This window comes from Nocardia sp. NBC_01388 (assembly GCF_045040085.1).
Taxonomy (GTDB): domain Bacteria; phylum Actinomycetota; class Actinomycetes; order Mycobacteriales; family Mycobacteriaceae; genus Nocardia.
In genome coordinates this window covers 3,227,386-3,245,120 of the sequence record NZ_CP109553.1, presented here as the reverse complement: position 1 = coordinate 3,245,120, position 17,735 = coordinate 3,227,386, and the positions used below count along the sequence as shown (strand labels likewise).

The following is a 17,735-nucleotide window of genomic DNA, read 5'->3' as shown; positions in this document are numbered from 1 at the left end:
AGCATGCTCGAAGTCAAGCCGCAGTCCGCGTCGCCGGCTGCCATCCCCGACGAAGGCCTGAGCATTGCCGAGGCCGCACGCCGCACCGGCATCAGCGCCCACGCCCTGCGCTACTACGAACGTGCGGGCCTGGTCGTCACCGCGGTCGACCGCAGCTCCGGCGGCCAGCGCCGCTACCACCAACTCGATCTGAGTTGGATCACCGTCTGCACTCGATTGCGCGCCACGGGTATGCCCATCAAGACCATCCGCCGCTACGCCGAGCTCGTCGCCGCGGGCCGCGGCAATGAGCTGGAGCGCCTGGCCCTCATGGAGGCCCACCGCGCCCAGGTGGCCGCCAAAATCGCTGAGCTGCAAGACAATCTCGGACTCATCGACCGCAAGATCGATGTCTACCGTGGCCGCGTAGCCGCCGGTGACGCCGACCAGCTGTGGGTGCCGAGGGCCTAGCCGGTCTGTGGCCTCGGGCAGCTGACGAGCGGCCGGTGCCGGGCGGTGGTAGAACTGCTTGGTTCGTGCGCGGCCCGCGCCGAGGAAGGGGTCGCCAGGTGATGCTGTCGATTATCAAGGCGCTCAATGCGACTGTCGCGTTCGCGCTGGAACTGGCGACCCTGGTGGCCGTCGGGTACTGGCCGTTCACCTGGCAGCAGTCCACTGCGGTCCGGGCGTTCGCCGGGTTGGGGCTGGCGGCTGTGATGGCCAGTGTGTGGGGGACATTCGGGTCGCCTGGGAGTTCGCTCAGTGGGGTGGGGCGGATCGTGTTCGAGGTGTGCTGGTTCGGTGTCGGGATTGCCGCGGTCTATGTGATGCGGCGGCGCAGGCTGGCTGCGGCGTTCGCGGTGGTGTTTGTCGTGAATGCCGTATTGGCGAGGGTTTTGCATCAGATCGATTGAGCGGTGGATCGATCCGTCGTGGCCGGTCCGGCTGCTAGGGTTTGCCCGTTCATGCCGGAAGGGGAGCTGTGTCCTACATCGTGAGCCCGTATGCCGTTGACCTGGAAGGGATCCGGTTGGTCGGTTCTTATAGCCAGGAGTTCTCCGATCATGTGGTGCGGTCCTCGCCGCGGCATGTGCTGGATCGGCTGGACGAGGCCGAGGAGCTCGGGCTGACGCCGCGGGATGTGATGCGGCAGCTGTTGCTGGGGGAGGCCATGCACGAGGACTTCGGGCCTACCTACGGGCATGCGCTGGAGGTGCTGTGCCACCACGCCGGCACGCTGCTCAACAATGCGCACTGGGCGGGGATGCGGTTCCGGTACTTCTCGATGGTGGAGGAGGCGCTGGCGGAGCTCGGGGTGGACTTCGATCCGGCGGGGCTGGTGCTCGGCGGAGCGCCGATCGAGCTGCCGCCGATCGATGATTTTCCGAGCATCGGGTTTGTCGAGGGTCACCGGATCGGCGCCATGGCAGACACTTTGGCCGAGGTCGAACTGGAGCGGCTCACCGATGACGCCATTCGCGGATCGGTGGCGGAACTGCGGGATTGGGCGCGCACCTGCCAGGCCGAGGGTCTCGGCCTGGTGTGCTTCTACTACTGAACCGGTCGGGTACTACTGAATCCGGGCGGGCCTCAGGGTCTCTTGGTCCAGAACAGCCGGTCGAGATTCTTGCGGCGATCATCGGCCCAGTCCCAGATGTAATCGGCGATGCGCAGCGGATTGTCGAGCGTGGTGGTGAGCATATGACCCCCCTCGCGATACTCCAGCAGGTAGTCGTCGGTGCCCTGGCGGAAGGTCTGGATGAAGGTGTCCGGATCATCCGGTTCCTGGACGATCAGGAACGGGGTCGGGGCCAAATCCTGCAATTGCGGTATCCACGTGTGCAATTGGCGCTTGGTCAGCACATCGAAGTACCGGGTACCGCCGACATTCACCCGGAACTCGCGCATCTCGGGGCTCTCCAGCGACCGATCCCGCGGATCGTAAAGCGCGAATTCGGTTCCGGCGATGAGCTCTTCGATCCACAGCAGCACCCGCCAGGCCGCATGCTCGGGCACCGACACCCGCACGCACTCGCCCACGGCGGCTAGCGTGATCCGGCCGTTCCACACCGGAATCTCGGTGTTCCAGCGCCATAGCCCGGCCAGAATCGGCCCCAGGCTCACGGCCGGTATGCCATCGCTGGACGCCACATAAGCCTCGACCGCATCGGCCGAAGCGACGGAATCAGCCGGTAGTACGACGAATTCGCAACTCACCCGGACCAACCTAATCTACGAGGCCGACACGATGGGCCGGAGCCGGTCACGCCGGGGTAAGCGCGGGCCGGCACCGTACGATGCCCGGGTGACCGGATACGACGACTACGACGGGTTCGCCCACCTCGACACCTCGACCCTGGCTCCGCGCCAGCAGCAGATTCTGTGCGCCATCCGCGATTGGGTGCAGCAGCACGGGTATTCGCCCAGCACTCGCGAGATCGGTGACGCGGTCGGCTTGAAGTCCGGTTCGTCGGTATCCAAACATTTGAAGGCGCTCGAGGACCGCGGTTTCCTCGCACGCGGTGAATCGGTCACCCGCCCGATGGACGTGCGCCTGTTCCTGCGCGCCGGCGCCCAGCAGCAGCAGAACGGCGATTCGGTCTCGGTGCCGGTGGTCGGCGATATTGCCGCGGGTACGCCGATCCTGGCCGAACAGCACACCGATGATGTGCTCTCGCTGCCCCGGGAATTGGTGGGCCGCGGCACCGTATTCGGACTCCGGGTCCGCGGTGACTCCATGATCGACGCCGCCATCTGCGACGGCGATATCGTGGTGATCCGCCAGGAGGCCGAAGCGCACTCCGGTGAGATCGTCGCCGCCATGATCGACGGCGAGGCCACCGTCAAGGTCTATCGCCGCCGTAACGGTCACGTGTATCTCGAACCGCGCAACCCCGCGTACGACGTCATCGACGGTGACAAGGCCGTGGTCCTGGGCAAAGTTGTTTCGGTAATGCGCCGCGTCTGAATTGGACTTTGGGGTTTGGCTCGACGATGATTCGACCCGTTATATCAATTCATCCCGGGGAGTATCGAATGTCGTTGCTGCGCAAGGCTGGAATCGGCCTCGCCATCACCTCGATGGCCGCGATGGGCGCCGTTGCCGCCGGTCCCGCCAATGCGGTGGGAACCGATGGCGGGTTCACGGCCGCCTCCGGTGATCTCTACGGCGCCCTGGCGCTGTCGCGAAGCACCGGAAATGTCGCTTATGCGGTCAACTATGGCAACTGGGACGGCGCCGACGGCGCCGCCGTCAACAAATGCGGTGGTGGTGACTGCCAGGTCGTGGTCCACTTCGCCAATGCCTGCGGCGCTGTCTCGCAGGGCGCGGACTCCCGCTTCGGCTGGGCGTGGGCCGCCACCAAGGGTGATGCCGAGACCGCCGCGGTGAACGCACTGGGCACCAGCGCCCCCGCGTTCCCGGATACGGGCTCGGGTTCGCCGCGTGCGGCGAAGGTGGTCCTGTCGGCGTGCACCGACAACGCTCACTGAGCACTCGCTACAAACGCTGATCGCACCAGTGCCCACGAGCGCTGATCGCACCAGTGCCCACGAGCGCTGATCGCACCAGTGCGCCGTGCCGGATTCGTCCGGTGCGGCGCACTTTTGTTTGCTCGGCCTCATTCCCCAGCAAACCACCCATCGCGCCGGAGATGATTTCGAGGTGGACGACATCACCTACGAGGACACCCGGTTCGCACTGCACGCGGCGGCGGAACTGCTCATCGCGGGCCCGCAGTACCGGCGGTTCGGCAGTATCAGAATGCGAATCGTGCTGGGTGGTTTCACCGGTATGAAATGGCCGGTATCGGTGACCGGCACCGATCTGGTGTGGCCGCAGGGCCGGATCCGTTTGCACGGCAGCTACAGTGACCTCGCGCTCGCCGCCGGGTTCGAGGCCGCCGGGCCGCCCGAGGGCCTCTACAGCGAGGGCACCGGCATGGATCCGGAAGAGCCCTTCACCGTCGACAATGCGGCCGCGGTTTCCGTACATGATTGGTTCGCGGTGGGGGACACCGCATTACGGCGTCTCGCCACCGAACAGCCGGTCCTGTGGCCCGAGCACTTCGACCTGTCGGTGGCGATCGACGAGGTGAATTACGGTGTCTCGCCGGGAGATTGGCAGAACCCCCAGCCGTATGCCTACGTGGGACCGTGGACGCGCCGCCGTGGTGATTTCTGGAATGCCCCGTTCGGGGCCAAACGCTCCCGGTCCGAGGTCTCCACCGTCGAGAGCCTGCTGGAGTTCTTCCGGGAGGGCCGGGTCCGCGCCGCCGCGGACGCCTAGGGCCGGCCCGAGGATCACCACAGGCCCGCCACAGTGGCCGCGATCAGTAGTCGATGCGGTCGGCCTTGGCCAGCCACGCGTCGAACGGCGCGGTGCGGTTCGGCAGATCCAGCTGCTCGACCCGGGTGGGCCACATCGACTTCGGCTTGGTTTCGAACAGGTCGTAGAAGACGCGGTCGTCGAATCCGGCCACCGCGGCATCGTGCCGATCGGCGGCGTAGACGATCCGGTCGATGCGCGCCCACAGTGCGGAGGACAGGCACATCGGGCAGGGCTCACACGAGGTGATCAGTACGCAGCCCTTGAGCGTGAAGGTGTCCAGCTGTTTGCAGGCGGCCCGCATGGCGCTCACCTCGGCATGCGCCATGGGGTCCAGGGTCGCGGTGACCTGGTTGTGCCCGATCGCGACGACCTCGCCATCCTTGGCGACCAGTGCGCCGAACGGACCGCCGCCCTCCGTCACGCTGGTGGTGGCCAACCTGATCGCCTCGTTCATCCAGGCGCGCTCTAGTTCCTGGACGTTCGTTTCTTGGATGTGCGCGGTCACGGTCACTCCTTTTTCGAAATACGGTGGGGATTACCCGGATGAAGTACATCGCACCCGGGCGGAGTCAGCTAGGGGTGGAAGACATGAAGACCTCCGCAGGCTGAGACCCGCTTTTCGTAGACTTTGCCAAGGGGGCGGCCGGAGTTTTTTCCGCCGCCCGATCCTGTTCGAAGGTGCGCAACAGGTCCGCCGCGACGCTCACCGCGATCGTGGCCGGTTCTTTTCCGGTGATTCCGGTAATGCCGATCGGGGTCTTGATCCGATCGATGGCGGCGGCGCCGAGCCCGCCCTCGCCGGCCAGGCGCTGCCGGAACCGCGCCCATTTGGCGGACGAGCCGATCAATCCGATCGAGCCGAGATCGGTATCGCGCACGGCCGCATCACACAGCGCGGCGTCCTCGGCGTGATCGTGGGTCATGATCAGGACGTGGGTGCCGGGCGGTAGCTCGGCGAGCACCTCCTCCGGGAGCAGCGGCGTGTGGTGGATGTGGATCTGCGCCAGGCCATCCGAGAGCACGCCGAGGCGTTCGTCGGTGAGGACGTCGGGACGGGTATCGATCAGGTGCAGATCGAGATTGTGGCGGGACAGGATTCGGGCCAGCTCCAGCCCGACGTGCCCGACACCGAAGATCGCCACCACGGGGCCCACCGGCAGCGGTTCCAGCAGTACGGTGACCGCTCCGCCGCAGCACTGCACGCCGTGCCGGTTGGTGACCTTGTCATTGAGGGCGAATTCCATCAGTTCCGGCTCTGGATCTCGAGTGCCCATCAGCTCGCGGGCCCGATCGATCGCGACGGCCTCGATATTGCCGCCGCCGATCGAACCCCACGTCTGCGTCTGTCCCACAACGAGTTTGGCGCCGGCCCGGCGCGGCGCGTGGCCGCGCACTGTCGCGACGGTCACCAGCGCGCCGGGCTCCCGGCGGGCCCGCAACTGCCCGACCGCGGCCACCCAGCCCATGTCAGACACGGCTCAAAACGCTTGCGTCGGTGGGAATCCCAGTGCCGTTCCCAGTGTGGCCCTTGCCGTTGCCGTTGGTGTGGCCATTGCTGTGCACGTCGCTGGTCCGGGCTGCTTCGATCGCCCAGTAGACCGCCTCAGGAGTCGCCGGGCAGCCCAGATCCACACTGGTTCCGGCGGGCCCGAAGGCCGCGGCGGCCTGTCGCAATGCTTCACGTACTGAGAACGCCAGCATGAGCGGCGGTTCGCCCACCGCCTTGGAGCCGTAGACCGCGCCCTCCTCGGTGGCGTTCTGCATCAGCGTGACATTGAATTCCTCGGGCATTTCCGAGAAGCTCGGCAGCTTGTAGGTGCTGGCCGCCTGGGTGAGGAACCGGCCGCGATTGGGTCCGTCGCTGGTGTCCCACCGCAGGTCTTCCAGTGTCAGCCAGCCCGCGCCCTGCACGAATCCGCCTTCGACCTGACCGATGTCGATCAGCGGCGAGAGGCTGTCGCCGACGTCGTGCACGATATCGACACGACGGATGCGGTAGGCCCCGGTGAAGCCGTCCACCTCGACCTCGGTGGCGGCGGCGCCGTAGGAGAAGTACTTGAACGGCGAGCCCTGGAAGACCTTCGCGTCCCAGTGCAGACCCTCGGTGCGGTAGTAACCGGAGGCCGAGAGCTGCACCCGCTGCATATACGCGGTGCGGACCAGGGTGTCCCAGTCCAGTTCCTTGTCACTGCCGAGGACACGAGCGACACCTTCGACAATGCGGACATCGGAGGCGTTTGTGCCCAGCTGGGTCGCGGCGACCTGAACGAGCCGATCGCGCAACTGCTCGCAAGCATTCTTGATCGCGCCGCCATTGAGGTCAGCTCCAGAACTGGCCGCGGTGGCAGAGGTGTTGGGCACCTTGTCCGTTCGCGTCGGAGCCAGGCGCACCTTGTGCAGCGGAATGCCGAGCGTGGTCGCGGCGACCTGCATCATCTTGGTGTGCAGGCCCTGTCCCATCTCGGTGCCGCCGTGATTGATCAGGACCGAGCCGTCCTTGTAGATCAGCACCAGTGAGCCGCCCTGGTTGAAGGCGGTCAGGTTGAACGAGATGCCGAACTTGATATTGGTGATCGCCAAGGCACGCTTGGTATTCGGATGCGCGGCATTGAAGGCAGCGATCTCGCGCTGCCGCTCGGTCCAGTCGGCGCCGTCCTGCACCTCGTGCCAGATCTTGCCGATCCGATCGGTCTGGCCGACCGGCTGACCGTACGGCGTGGACTGACCGGGCTGGTAGAAGTTCCGCTCCCGCAGATCAGCCGGATCCAGACCCAGCAGCGGTGCGCACCGGCCCAGGATGTCCTCCATGACCAGCATGCCCTGCGGACCGCCGAAGCCGCGGAAAGCGGTGTTGGACACCGTATTCGACTGTGCGATACGACCGGCGACGCGTGCGTGGGGAATCCAGTACGTGTTGTCGATATGGCACAGCGCGCGGGCCAGCACCGGTTCGGACAGGTCCAGGCTCCAGCCGCCGTCGGCGGTCAGCGTGGCGTCCAGGGCCTGGATGCGGCCGTCGGCATCGAACCCGATCTTCCAGGTGGAGTGGAAGCCGTGCCGCTTACCGGACATGGTCAGATCCTGAGTCCGGTTGAGCCGCAATCGAACCGGCCGGCCGGTGAGCTTGGCCCCGAGCGCCGCGATGGCCGCGAACCCGTGCGGCTGCATCTCCTTACCGCCGAAGCCGCCGCCCATGCGCAGGCACTGCACGGTCACCTCGTGGCTGTGCAGACCGAGCACGTGCGCGACGATTTCCTGGGTTTCGGACGGGTGCTGGGTGCTGCTCTGGATGAACATCTGGCCGCCCTCGTCGACCTGGGCCAGCGCGCAGTGCGTCTCCAGATAGAAGTGCTCCTGGCCCTTGAACTCGAATTCGCCGCTGAAGACGTGCGCCGAATCGGCGAAGCCCTCGTCGATATCGCCGCGAATCATCAGGGGCCGCGCGCCGTGAAAACTGTCGGCCTCGATCGCTTCCCGCACCGAGACGATCGCGGGCAGTTCCTCGAGTTCCACCACGACCGCCGCCGCGCCCAGCCGGGCCGCTTCCAGCGTGTCGCCCAGCACCCAGGCCACCGCGTGGCCGTGGAACATGACCTCGGTCGGGAACAGCGGCTCATCGTGCTTCATACCGGCGTCGTTCACGCCGGGCACATCATCGATGGTCAGCACCCGCACCACACCGGGCACGGCGAGCGCGGCCTCGGTGCGCAGGGCGGTGATCCGCCCGTGCGCCTTCATGACCTGCACCGGGAAGGCGTGCAGCACATCCTTGGTGCGGAACACCAGATCGTCGGTGTAAAGCGCGCTGCCCGTGACGTGCAGTGATGCGCTTTCATGCGGCATCGGCACGCCGACTACGGGCTTCTCGGGGCGTTCGGACAGGTTACTCATGACAGCACCGCCTCGGTGGTTTGCGCGTACAGCTTTTCCAGACTCCGGCCGAGCATTGCGGAGCGGTACGCGGCGCTGGCGCGGTGATCGCTCATCGGCGTGCCTTCGGACTTCAGGATCAGAGCGGCCGCCGCGACGGTCTCCGCCGACCACGGCCGGCCGATGAGCGCGGCCTCGGTGTCACGGGCGCGGATCGGGGTGGCGGCCACACCGCCCAGGCCGATGCGCACCGAGCGGACGATGCCGTCCTCGATATCCAGTGCGAAAGCGACTGCCACACTGGAGATATCGTCGAAGCGGCGCTTGGCGATCTTGTGGAAGACCGTCACCGGAGCCAGCGGCAGCGGGATGCGCACCGCGCGGATCAGTTCATCGGCCCGGCGCACGCTCTGCCGGTAGCCGGTGAAGTAGTCGGCCAACTCGATCTCCCGCTCTCCGTCCGCGGAGGCGAGCACCACCGACGCACCGAGGGCGAGCAGCGCGGGCGGGCTGTCACCGATGGGGGAGCCGGTACCCAGATTGCCGCCGAAGGTGGCGTTATTGCGAATGAGCCGGGAGGCGAACTGCGGGAACAACTGTGCCAGCAGCGGCACGGTGCCGTCGAGGCGTCGTTCGATCTCGGTGAGCGGTACGGCGGCGCCGATGTCGATGTGATCGGATTCGACGCGCAGCTCCCGCAATTCCGGGAGTCGATCGATCGCGATCACGTAATCCGCGCGCCGGGCACGGATATTCACTTCCACGCCCCAGTCGGTGGAGCCGGCGACGAGCACCGCATCGGGGCGCTCACGCAGAAGCTGTACCGCTTCGGCCAGGGTCTCCGGACGGCGGAAGGTGCGATCGTCCAGGGTGTACTCGGTGGCCACCGGTGCGGGTGCGGGCTGCGCCCGGCGCTGCGCGAGCGGATCGTCGGCGCTCGGTTCGGCGAGGGCGAACGCCGCATCGCGGATCGGCCGGTAACCGGTGCAGCGGCACAGGTTTCCGCTCAGCGAGTGCAGGTCGAAGCCATTGGGGCCGTGTTCGTGGTCGGCCTCATGGCCGTGGGTATCAGCCTCGGCCGCCGAGGCGCAGCGGCCGGGGCGGTAGTACTCGGAGGCCATACTGCAGACGAATCCCGGTGTGCAGTAACCGCATTGCGAGCCACCGCGAATAGCCATCTCCCGCTGCACCGGGTGCAGTTCGGTCGGTACCCCCGTGGCATCGAGCGTGCCGAGTCCTTCGGCGGTGACGATCTCCTGGCCGTCGAGGGAGGCGACGGGGACCAGACAGGCATTGACCGCCACCCAGTCGGTGGGCTGATTGACGCCCGGGCGAGCCACCATGATCGAACAGGCGCCGCATTCACCCTCGGCGCAGCCCTCTTTGCTCCCGGTGAAACCACGGTCGCGAAGAAAATCCAGGACCGTTGTGTGGGGAGCCGCCGGGGAAATCGGGGTGACCTCCCCATTGACCGTGATTCGCGCCGCTACCATGGCACATCCTCATTTCGGTGCGCGGTCGATCTGATAATCCTAGTCGCCATTTCAGTAGCTTTCTATTTCGTCGGCGCGGCCCGGAGAACCCGAGCGCAAATCAGCACGTAAAGAGGTGCGCAGGCGGTGACAGAGATCGGAATGTGCCGGGGCCGCAATCGGGCACACCGGGAAGGGGCTGCTCAGCAGCCGTGCGCTACCCGGCCCGGAATCCAGGCGGTGCGGTGAGCGAGGCGACGCAGGTCGGAGAGGCTCGGCATACGACTTCGTCTCCTTCCGGCAGCTCACGAGTCGTTTCACTCGAAACTACGTCGGTGCGGGACCATCGGTCAAGCTGACGTGCGGGTACCGCCGACGCTTTGTAGGAATGTGCGACAAACCGAGCTCCGACGTCCAAATGCATTGGTTTATCGCACAAATGGATATGGCGGCAGTGTTTCTCACGGTAAACGCGCCGTTGCGATACTGCGATACAACGGGCTCAGCGCAGATGTGATGTGTCGTTCAGCAATCGCAGTGCAGGGTTCCCCGCACTGTAATACGCGACCTCCGAGACCGAGGCTGCCGCCAGCTCCATCCGGAACAGTGAATCGTGCGGTGCGCCCAGCGCCAGCCGGATCCGCGTCCGCAGGGGTGCGATGTGCGAGACGATCAGCACCGTGCGCCCGGCGTGCTGCGTCAGCGGCTTGTCCCGCGAGAGTATGACACGGCGTGTCACGACCTCGAACGATTCGCCCGTGCCGCCCGGCACTGCCGTCGGGGACTGCCGTCGGGGACTTTCGCCATGCCGCGAGCTCGTCCGGGCAGCGCTCGCGGACCTCGGCGAAGGTGAGGCCTTCCCAATTGCCGAAATCCGCCTCGCGCAGCCCCTCCTCGACCTGGACTTCCAGGCCGAGTCGCCGCGCTGCCGCCTCGGCGGTCTGGCGGCACCGGCGCAGCGGCGAGGACACCACTGCCTGCACGGTGCCGTGGGTCGCGAGCCTCTGTGCGACGTCCGCGGCTTGCCGTCGCCCGGTCTCGGACAGAGCAGGGTCGGAGCCGCCGCCCGAGAGCCGTTTGCCGGGCGTCAGGGCGGTCTCGCCGTGCCGCAGCAGCACAAGTGTCGTGGGCGAGCCCGGATCGAGTCCGAGCGTCATACGGCGGGGGCGGCCTTCGTGACGAGGTGATTGCCGAGCACGAGGTAATCGATCTCCGTGCCGAGGAAGCAGTTCAGCGCATCGGCCGGGGTGCAGACGATCGGCTCGCCCGCCACATTGAACGAGGTATTGATCAGGCACGGGACGTCGGTCAGTGCGGTGAACCGGCGCAAGAGTTCCGCCAGTCGCGGGGTGTCGCGATCGGTGATCGTCTGCACCCGGGAGGTGCCGTCCACATGGATCGCACCCGGGATCACGTCGTGGAATTCCGGTCGCACCGGGAAGTCGAAAGTCATGTACGGCGAACGGGTTTTGCGGCCCATCTCGAAGACCTTCGACGCGTCCGCCTCCAGCACCAGGGGCGCGAACGGGCGGAACGGTTCCCGGTGTTTGACCCTGGTATTGATGACGTCCTTGATATCGGGGAACGTCGGATTCACCAGGATGCTGCGGTGTCCCAATGCCCTGGGGCCGTGTTCGGTCCGGCCCTCGAACCAGCCGATGACCACCATTTCGGTCAGCAGTTTCGACACCTGATCGACGATCTCGGCATCGGTGAGCCTGGTCCAGCCCACGCGATCGCCGAACTCCCGCAGGATCTGCTCGATCGTCGCTTCGTCGAATTCCGGTCCGAGATAAGGAGTTACGTGTGGTGCGAGCTTCGCCTCGGCGGCGTCGTGATCGAGCCAGGCGCGGACCGCTGCGCCGATGACGATGCCGGTATCGCCGGCGCCGAAACTCACATCAATATCGTCGAATCTCGAACCCTCGAACAGCGGAGTGTTATTGAGGCAGTTCAGCGCAACGCCGCCCTCGAACAACAGGTGGTTCAGATCCGACTTGGCTTCCAGCGCTCGGAGCTGGTGGTTCGTGACGACGGCCAGCATCTCCTGCGCCGCCGCGGCCACCCGGGACTTGTACTCGACGGTGTCCTGCGCGGGACCGAAGTACTCCTCGAAGAGCGGCTCGAGGCTGCGCGGATTGTCCGTCTGAAGGGGTCTGTCGAAGGTGTAGCGCCCGTCCTCGCGCAAGTGGACGAAGTGCTCGACGAACGGGTTCGGCGACGGGGGCTCGGCGTATCCGGACAGGCCCATCACCTTGTACTCGTCGTTATCGGGCACGAAGCCCAGGAATCGTGTGATCGCTCCGAACAGCAGGCCGATCGAGAATTCCGCGCCGATGGTGGACTCGTCGAAGACGCGGATGCGGCCATCGCGAATCTCGCCCATCAGCGCTGAAAATACCTCTGCGCGACCATCACTGATGAGGAACGCGCTGTCCTTCATACCCGACAGGTAGTAGCCGGTCATCGCGTGCGCGAGGTGGTGTGGAACGAACTTCACCTTGTCCGGATCGGGGGTGAAGCCGGTGCGGGCGGCGAAGTCGGCCAGGATCGCCTCGTGGCTGACGACCTCGGTGAACAGCGTGCCGATACTGGCCAGCAGAGCCATTTTCGCCGAGGCCGGCATCGGCGCGGCGGTGATGTCCTGCACCATCCGGTCCAGAACTTCGGCCGAGAAATTCCAGGGGATGGCAATCAGGTCGATATCGGAGAATCGCAGTCCTGCCTGGTCGAGACACCATGTCACCGAGTTGATCGGAAAGGCGGTGGTCTTCTTCTCGCGGTTGAGCCGTTCCTCCTCCACGGCGGCGACCAACTGGCCGTCCACCAGCAGTGCGGCACCGGCGTCATGGCCGAGGAGGTAGTGCCGATCGGTGCCGACCGCACCGAAATGCTCGGCGAAGACCTCCGAGACACGGGTGAAACCGTTGCAGCCCAAAACAATCATGGCAATTTCCTTTCCTGCTACACGGCTTCGACAGGGCAGCGATCGGTGGCCAGTTCTGCGGTGTCGATCCAGGTTCGCTTGTCGGCCAGGAGATCTCGGACGATCTCACCGGCCGCGGGTGCTTGGCACAGGCCCTGGCCGGAGAATCCTGCCGCGTAGAGGAAGGGGCGGGCGGGATCTCGGCCGATGAATGCTGACCCGTCCGGGCTGCCGTCGAAATCTCCACTCCAGCCGCGCTCGATCCGGGCGCCGGCGAGAGCGGGGTAGGTGGTGCCGACAGGCATGGAAGACATGAAAACGCCGGTGGGCCGGGACCGGCATTTCGTAGACTCCTACGAGAGCTCGTTATGGCAGCGAAGGCCGATTTCGCCTGTGCCGCAAGATCAGTGCGTCGGTAGCCGATCGGTGGAGCCCTCGGCAAGTGCTGTTTCCACATGCGATATGCCCGCCCGGACCACATCGCCGTAGGCGTCCTCGCTCAGTGCGTCGAGTCGTGCGCGCGCCGCGTCCAAATGCCGGTGCGCAGTATCGAATGCGCCCAGACGGCGATAATTGTCGGCGAGGTTGAGGTGTAGTGACGGGTAGAAGCCGCGGACGGTGAGCGAGGCGTCCAGCCTTTGTGTGCGCTCGTCGGTGAGCGCCTCGGCGGCATCCAATGCGCGAACATCCCACGTGAGCGCGTCGGCCGCATGATCGTGCAGGTCGGCCATGTAGTGCCCCAGGATGCAGCGATGCAACGGATCGCCATCGGCGCCGATCGAATTCCACAGCGCGGCAAGGGTTTCCCGGGCATGCTCGGTATTCCCTTGCCTCCCAAGGGTTACGGCGTCATTGATGGCGGTCATAGTGGCATCGGTCATGCGGCCACCCTAGGCAGAGGGTGCGACAGATCCGCCGCCACAGGTTTTCCCCAATCTCCTGCCCATGGACCCCGGCCGTGAGTGACCGGGGTCGTTTCACTTTTCCGTGCGATAACAGGGGCCGGATTAACGGACGAATCGTGCGCGATCGTGATCGTATGGAGTGATCTCGAGTCAGAACTGCGTCGCGATGGCGCCGCAGTGGGACGAAAGGACGCCGTATGTCGATCGCGGAGTTGCGCAGCCAGATCCTGCGTCGCAAACCCCTGGGCGAGATCGAGGACGATACGCCCGCCGATCAGCGGCTGGCCAAACACCTGGGTCTGTGGCAGCTGACCGCGATCGGTGTCGGCGGGATCATCGGGGCGGGGATCTTCTCGCTGGCCGGATCGGTGGCGAACAAGACAGCCGGTCCCGCGGTGCTGATCTCGTTCCTCATCGCCGGACTGGCCAGTGCGTGCGCGGCGCTGTGCTATGCGGAGTTCGCGGGCATGGTGCCCAAGGCGGGGTCGGCCTACACGTATGGCTATGTGGCACTGGGGGAGTTGGGCGGCTGGTTCATCGGGTGGGATCTGCTGCTGGAGTACACGGCGGTGTCGGCGGTGGTCGCCATCGGCGTCTCCGGGTACTTCAATTTCCTGCTCGATCAGATGGGACTTACGTTGCCGCACTGGATGCTCGGTGCGTCGGGGACCGGTGACGGGCATGTGGTGGATGTCTTCGCGGTGGTGTTCTGTCTGGGCACGGCGTGGGTGCTCACGCGCGGCATCAAGAGCGTCGGGCGATTCGAAACCTTCTTCGTGGGAGTCAAAGTCGCGGTTGTGCTGCTGATCATCGGACTCGGTGTATTCCATATCAACAGCGCCAATTACACGCCCTACTTCCCCTACGGTCATGCCGCGGTGTGGACGGGCGCGGCGACGGTATTCTTCGCCGTCTTCGGCTACGACGCCATGAGCACCGCCGCCGAGGAATCCACCGAGGCGAAAAAGCAACTGCCCAAGGCGATTCTGTATTCACTGGCCATCGCCATGGTGCTCTACGTGCTGGCGACGCTGGTTCTGACCGGCATGCAGAAGTACACCGAGATCAATCCGACCAGCGGCTTCTCCAGCGCCTTCAAATCCGTTGGCCTGCCGGGTATTGCGAATGTGATCGCCGTCGGCGCCATTATCGGTATCGCCACCGTGGTGCTTGCCTTCATGCTGGCGACCACCCGCGTCTGGTACGCCATGAGCCGCGACGGCCTGCTGCCCGCCTGGTTCGCCAAGACGCACCCCACCCGGCGCGTGCCTACTCGCGTGACCTGGATCGTGGGCGTCGGGTCGGCGATCCTGGCGGGTCTGCTGCCGATCAATACCGTTGCGGAGCTGACCAATATCGGCATTCTGATGGCCTTCATCGTGGTCAGCATCGCGGTGATGGTGCTGCGCTACACCCGTCCCGAGGAGCCGCGCGAATTCCGGCTGCCGCTCATGCCGGTGGTGCCGGTCGTCGGGATCGGGTTCTCGATCTATCTGATCTGGTCGCTGCCGTGGGAGACCTGGGTGCGGTTCGTGGTGTGGCTGCTGGTCGGCCTGATCGTGTACTTCGGCTATTCGCGCAAGCACTCCAAGCTCGAGCAGTCCGCCGTGCAGGCCGAATGATCAGCGGTTGATCCGCGCCCGGCCGCCCTCACCGGCGATGCGGCCCTTGCGGATCAGCTCGCGCTTGGTGCCGGGCATGAGCGTGACCTGGTCGCTCTCGGTCTCGGCCGGATCGTCCTCGGCGTTCGGGGTCGGATTCGGTCGCACGAACAGCGTGACGGTGGTGCCCTCGGCGAAACCGTTGCGCTTCATCAGCGAGGCCGAGGCGGTGTTGTGGATCTCCACATCGGTGACGATCCGGCGCGCACCGCGTTCGAACAGGGTGTCGCAGCAGGCGGACATGAGTCGCCCGGCGATACCGCGGCCCTGCATATCGGGCGCGACCGCGATCCACTCCAGATAGGCCCAGTCGTCGCGCAGCTCGAACTCCATCGAACCGAGTACGAATCCCACCACCCGATCGGAGTCCACCGCGACCCAGCAGGAGCGGCCGGCGCTGTCGAGATGCTCGGCCACCGAGGTGAGCGACCAGGACGTATAGGGTTTGGTGGAGGTGTCGAACACCTCGTAGCCGAGATCTAGTACCTGTCGTAGATGTCCGAGTCCCATGGGGACAATGGCTATGGCCGGTTCCATACCCGACAGTTTGCCAGGTAGACGCTGTCGCGACGCGTTGCGGCCCGGACCGGGTCCTAGGCGCCTTTGCGAGCCTGCTTGGCCGGAGCCTTCTTCGCCGCCTTCTTGGCAGTCTTCTTCGCCGGTGCGGCCGCCTTCGCCGCTTTGGGTGCATCCCCGCTCTTGGCGGTGCCCCGTCCGGACGCTTCCAGACTCCGCTGCAGCGCCGCGACCAGGTCCACGACCTCGGCGTCCATCTCGGGCGCAGCCGCTTCCGGCGCGCGCGTGACCTTACTGCTACCGCTGGCAATGGCCTCGTCGAGCAGCTTCTTCAGCTCGATCTGGTATTCGTCCACGTAGAGGCCCGGATCGAAATCATCCGACAGCGTGTCGACCAGCGTCTCGGCCATCTGCAGCTCCTGCGGCCGCGGATCCGCCACCCCGTCGAGCTTGTCGAAGGCCACCGACCGCACCTCATCGGGCCACAGCATGGCCTGCAGGACGAGCACGCCGTCGCGGACTCGCAGCGCCCCCAGCCGGGTCTTCTGGCGCAGCGTGAAGTGCACCAGCGCGATCCGATCGGTCTGTTCGAGCGTTTTCGCCAGCAGCACATAGGCTTTCGGCGTACTCGAATCGGGTTCCAGGAAATAACTCTTATCGAAGAAGATCGGATCGATCTGCTCGGCGGGCACGAATTGCAACACCGGTATTTCATGCTTTTCCGCCGCGGGCAGCTTCGCGAAATCCTCATCGGTGAGAATCACCCGATCACCGTCCGGTGATTCGTACGCCTTATCGATATCCGCGAACTGCACCGGCTGCCCGTCCACCGTGCACACCCGCTCGTACCGAATCCGCCCGCCATCAGCGGCATGCACCTGATGGAACTTGATGTCATGGTCCTCCGTGGCCGTATAGACCTTCACGGGGACATTGACCAACCCGAACGCGATGGAGCCCTTCCAAATGGACCGCATGGTCCGATCGTACTTCGGACCGGAATTCCGGGCGGTTAACGCATGGCCGATCTGGGGTTTCGGGTGGCCGCTGCACCGGGTCGGCGCCCTCGCACGCGACCGGTCGCGATGAGTTCGGGGGTCGCCGTCGGTAGGTACCTGTAACCGAATCAGAAGGGTGCGCGCCATGCGAACAGTGATCGAATATGTCCTGGCCTCGGCGGATGGGGTCATCGAAGACCCCGTCGGAATGGGAGTGGCCGAGTATCAGGACGACGCGTATCTACGGGACGGTCTGGGCCTGCTGGCGGCCTGCGATGCGATCCTGTTCGGGCGCGCCACCTACGAGGCGTTCGCGCAGTTGTACGACGGACGCGCGGACCACAAGCCGATGTGGGCCGGCCGGCTCACGACGATCCCGAAATACGTGTTCAGTTCGACGCTGGCGAGGGCCGACTGGAACAACACGGTCATCGTTCGAGGCGAAGCCGTGGCCGAGGTGGCCCGTCTCAAACAACAAGACGGCGGCAGCCTCCTGGTTCTCGGCCACGGCCGGTTCGGGGAGAGCCTGCTGCGGGAGGGGCTGATCGACGTCATCGACCTCACCGTCTTCCCCTTCATCGCCGGTGCGGGCAAGCAGTTCTTCCGGCAAGGGCAGGGCGCCAAGATGACCCTCGCAAGCGTCAAGACCTTCTCGCAGATCGTCAAGTTGACCTACGAGCTTCCGCCTCTCGAAGAGAATCACCTTGCGGCGCAACGGATAGGGGGATTGAGTCAGCGCTGAGCGATCGGTGCAGGCAACGAAGACTCGCGTGCGTTGTAGCCGTCGTGGCTGCGAAACTGATGCCACTGGAGTCGAATTCGATACAGTCTGGCTTTGACAGACGTCGATCGGCACGGTGCTATCCGAGATTTCGGCGGTCTGGCCGGTCGCGCTCCGCGGTTGATCGTGCGCCCCGGTTCTGTTGCCGAGGTCGCTGCGGTTGTTCGGGATGCCGCGACCAAGTCCACCGAGGTGGTCGCGCGCGGTTGTGGGCATTCCTCGCGGGGTGAGTCGTTGACCGATGGTGTCGCAGTGGACATGCGCGGCATGGCGACAGTGCATGAGCGATCCAGCCGT

General features: G+C 65.5%; 19 protein-coding genes and 2 pseudogenes. 9 read left to right on the top strand and 12 right to left on the bottom strand.

What is annotated here, in order from left to right:
- Window positions 1–3: 3 nt before the first annotated feature.
- From OG716_RS15970 to OG716_RS15960, 3 genes are all read left to right on the top strand, one after another.
- A complete protein-coding gene (locus OG716_RS15970; RefSeq protein WP_405138386.1) occupies window positions 4–450 on the top strand; it encodes a MerR family transcriptional regulator in 447 nt (148 codons plus the stop codon).
- 101 nt (window positions 451–551) lie between these two features.
- Window positions 552–893, top strand: a complete 342-nt coding sequence (locus tag OG716_RS15965; RefSeq protein ID WP_405139707.1) for a YrdB family protein — start codon at window positions 552–554, stop codon at window positions 891–893.
- 116 nt (window positions 894–1,009) lie between these two features.
- On the top strand, window positions 1,010–1,537 hold the full coding sequence (locus tag OG716_RS15960) for a hypothetical protein (RefSeq protein ID WP_405138385.1): 528 nt from the start codon (window positions 1,010–1,012) through the stop codon (window positions 1,535–1,537).
- A gap of 32 nt (window positions 1,538–1,569) precedes the next feature.
- Here OG716_RS15960 and OG716_RS15955 read toward each other — a convergent pair whose 3' ends face one another.
- On the bottom strand, window positions 1,570–2,196 hold the full coding sequence (locus OG716_RS15955; RefSeq protein ID WP_355120003.1) for a hypothetical protein: 627 nt from the start codon (window positions 2,194–2,196) through the stop codon (window positions 1,570–1,572).
- 31 nt (window positions 2,197–2,227) lie between these two features.
- Here OG716_RS15955 and lexA point away from each other — a divergent pair, with 31 nt between their 5' ends.
- From lexA to OG716_RS15940, 3 genes are all read left to right on the top strand, one after another.
- Window positions 2,228–2,947, top strand: coding sequence for a transcriptional repressor LexA (gene lexA / locus OG716_RS15950; protein ID WP_405138384.1), 720 nt, complete (start codon window positions 2,228–2,230; stop codon window positions 2,945–2,947).
- 68 nt (window positions 2,948–3,015) lie between these two features.
- Window positions 3,016–3,471, top strand: a complete 456-nt coding sequence (locus tag OG716_RS15945) for a DUF4189 domain-containing protein (protein ID WP_327145822.1) — start codon at window positions 3,016–3,018, stop codon at window positions 3,469–3,471.
- 85 nt (window positions 3,472–3,556) lie between these two features.
- Window positions 3,557–4,267, top strand: coding sequence for a hypothetical protein (locus tag OG716_RS15940; RefSeq protein ID WP_405138383.1), 711 nt, complete (start codon window positions 3,557–3,559; stop codon window positions 4,265–4,267).
- Window positions 4,268–4,310: 43 nt separating this feature from the next.
- Here OG716_RS15940 and OG716_RS15935 read toward each other — a convergent pair whose 3' ends face one another.
- The 9 genes and pseudogenes from OG716_RS15935 to OG716_RS15895 form a co-directional block, all read right to left on the bottom strand.
- On the bottom strand, window positions 4,311–4,814 hold the full coding sequence (locus tag OG716_RS15935) for a nucleoside deaminase (RefSeq protein ID WP_355119996.1): 504 nt from the start codon (window positions 4,812–4,814) through the stop codon (window positions 4,311–4,313).
- Between the two features lie 64 nt (window positions 4,815–4,878).
- The gene (xdhC, locus tag OG716_RS15930; protein WP_405139705.1) at window positions 4,879–5,775 is read right to left on the bottom strand and encodes a xanthine dehydrogenase accessory protein XdhC; all 897 of its coding nucleotides are present in this window, start codon (window positions 5,773–5,775) and stop codon (window positions 4,879–4,881) included.
- Between the two features lies 1 nt (window position 5,776).
- The gene (xdhB, locus tag OG716_RS15925) at window positions 5,777–8,200 is read right to left on the bottom strand and encodes a xanthine dehydrogenase molybdopterin binding subunit (protein ID WP_405138382.1); all 2,424 of its coding nucleotides are present in this window, start codon (window positions 8,198–8,200) and stop codon (window positions 5,777–5,779) included.
- The gene (locus OG716_RS15920; RefSeq protein ID WP_405138381.1) at window positions 8,197–9,672 is read right to left on the bottom strand and encodes a xanthine dehydrogenase small subunit; all 1,476 of its coding nucleotides are present in this window, start codon (window positions 9,670–9,672) and stop codon (window positions 8,197–8,199) included. The genes xdhB and OG716_RS15920 overlap by 4 nt, the downstream gene beginning before the upstream one ends.
- 481 nt (window positions 9,673–10,153) lie before the next feature.
- A complete protein-coding gene (locus OG716_RS15915) occupies window positions 10,154–10,390 on the bottom strand; it encodes a histidine phosphatase family protein (protein ID WP_405138380.1) in 237 nt (78 codons plus the stop codon).
- A gap of 121 nt (window positions 10,391–10,511) precedes the next feature.
- Window positions 10,512–10,808, bottom strand: a pseudogene (locus OG716_RS15910) (histidine phosphatase family protein); the annotation flags it as partial.
- Window positions 10,805–12,598: a carbamoyltransferase gene (locus OG716_RS15905; protein ID WP_405138379.1), complete on the bottom strand. Its 1,794-nt coding sequence runs from the start codon at window positions 12,596–12,598 to the stop codon at window positions 10,805–10,807. The gene OG716_RS15905 and the pseudogene OG716_RS15910, both read right to left, overlap by 4 nt.
- Before the next feature lie 17 nt (window positions 12,599–12,615).
- Complete coding sequence (locus tag OG716_RS15900) at window positions 12,616–12,891, bottom strand: NAD(P)/FAD-dependent oxidoreductase (protein WP_405138378.1); 276 nt, start codon at window positions 12,889–12,891, stop codon at window positions 12,616–12,618.
- A 90-nt stretch (window positions 12,892–12,981) separates the two neighbouring features.
- Window positions 12,982–13,458: a hypothetical protein gene (locus OG716_RS15895; protein WP_405138377.1), complete on the bottom strand. Its 477-nt coding sequence runs from the start codon at window positions 13,456–13,458 to the stop codon at window positions 12,982–12,984.
- Window positions 13,459–13,679: 221 nt separating this feature from the next.
- Here OG716_RS15895 and OG716_RS15890 point away from each other — a divergent pair, with 221 nt between their 5' ends.
- On the top strand, window positions 13,680–15,104 hold the full coding sequence (locus OG716_RS15890; protein ID WP_355119979.1) for an amino acid permease: 1,425 nt from the start codon (window positions 13,680–13,682) through the stop codon (window positions 15,102–15,104).
- Here the strand turns inward: OG716_RS15890 and OG716_RS15885 are convergent, their stop codons facing one another.
- Both OG716_RS15885 and OG716_RS15880 read right to left on the bottom strand, forming a co-directional pair.
- Window positions 15,105–15,680, bottom strand: a complete 576-nt coding sequence (locus tag OG716_RS15885; RefSeq protein ID WP_327145834.1) for a GNAT family N-acetyltransferase — start codon at window positions 15,678–15,680, stop codon at window positions 15,105–15,107.
- A gap of 56 nt (window positions 15,681–15,736) precedes the next feature.
- Complete coding sequence (locus OG716_RS15880) at window positions 15,737–16,636, bottom strand: Ku protein (RefSeq protein ID WP_355119977.1); 900 nt, start codon at window positions 16,634–16,636, stop codon at window positions 15,737–15,739.
- 166 nt (window positions 16,637–16,802) lie between these two features.
- Here OG716_RS15880 and OG716_RS15875 point away from each other — a divergent pair, with 166 nt between their 5' ends.
- Together OG716_RS15875 and OG716_RS15870 are read left to right on the top strand one after the other, a co-directional pair.
- Window positions 16,803–17,399 (top strand): dihydrofolate reductase family protein, encoded by a 597-nt coding sequence (locus tag OG716_RS15875; protein WP_405138376.1) that lies wholly within the window; start codon window positions 16,803–16,805, stop codon window positions 17,397–17,399.
- A gap of 165 nt (window positions 17,400–17,564) precedes the next feature.
- Window positions 17,565–17,696, top strand: a pseudogene (locus OG716_RS15870) (FAD-binding protein); the annotation flags it as partial.
- Window positions 17,697–17,735: the final 39 nt, after the last annotated feature.

Coding starts and splice junctions, on each gene's coding strand:
- xdhC (WP_405139705.1), bottom strand. CDS start 5,775: ATGGGCTGGGTGGCCGCGGTCGGGCAGTTGCGGGCCCGCCGGGAGCCC.
- lexA (WP_405138384.1), top strand. CDS start 2,228: ATGGGCCGGAGCCGGTCACGCCGGGGTAAGCGCGGGCCGGCACCGTAC.
- OG716_RS15900 (WP_405138378.1), bottom strand. CDS start 12,891: ATGTCTTCCATGCCTGTCGGCACCACCTACCCCGCTCTCGCCGGCGCC.
- OG716_RS15920 (WP_405138381.1), bottom strand. CDS start 9,672: ATGGTAGCGGCGCGAATCACGGTCAATGGGGAGGTCACCCCGATTTCC.
- OG716_RS15905 (WP_405138379.1), bottom strand. CDS start 12,598: ATGATTGTTTTGGGCTGCAACGGTTTCACCCGTGTCTCGGAGGTCTTC.
- OG716_RS15880 (WP_355119977.1), bottom strand. CDS start 16,636: ATGCGGTCCATTTGGAAGGGCTCCATCGCGTTCGGGTTGGTCAATGTC.
- OG716_RS15965 (WP_405139707.1), top strand. CDS start 552: ATGCTGTCGATTATCAAGGCGCTCAATGCGACTGTCGCGTTCGCGCTG.
- OG716_RS15970 (WP_405138386.1), top strand. CDS start 4: ATGCTCGAAGTCAAGCCGCAGTCCGCGTCGCCGGCTGCCATCCCCGAC.
- OG716_RS15945 (WP_327145822.1), top strand. CDS start 3,016: ATGTCGTTGCTGCGCAAGGCTGGAATCGGCCTCGCCATCACCTCGATG.
- OG716_RS15890 (WP_355119979.1), top strand. CDS start 13,680: ATGTCGATCGCGGAGTTGCGCAGCCAGATCCTGCGTCGCAAACCCCTG.
- OG716_RS15885 (WP_327145834.1), bottom strand. CDS start 15,680: ATGGAACCGGCCATAGCCATTGTCCCCATGGGACTCGGACATCTACGA.
- xdhB (WP_405138382.1), bottom strand. CDS start 8,200: ATGAGTAACCTGTCCGAACGCCCCGAGAAGCCCGTAGTCGGCGTGCCG.
- OG716_RS15895 (WP_405138377.1), bottom strand. CDS start 13,458: ATGACCGATGCCACTATGACCGCCATCAATGACGCCGTAACCCTTGGG.
- OG716_RS15875 (WP_405138376.1), top strand. CDS start 16,803: ATGCGAACAGTGATCGAATATGTCCTGGCCTCGGCGGATGGGGTCATC.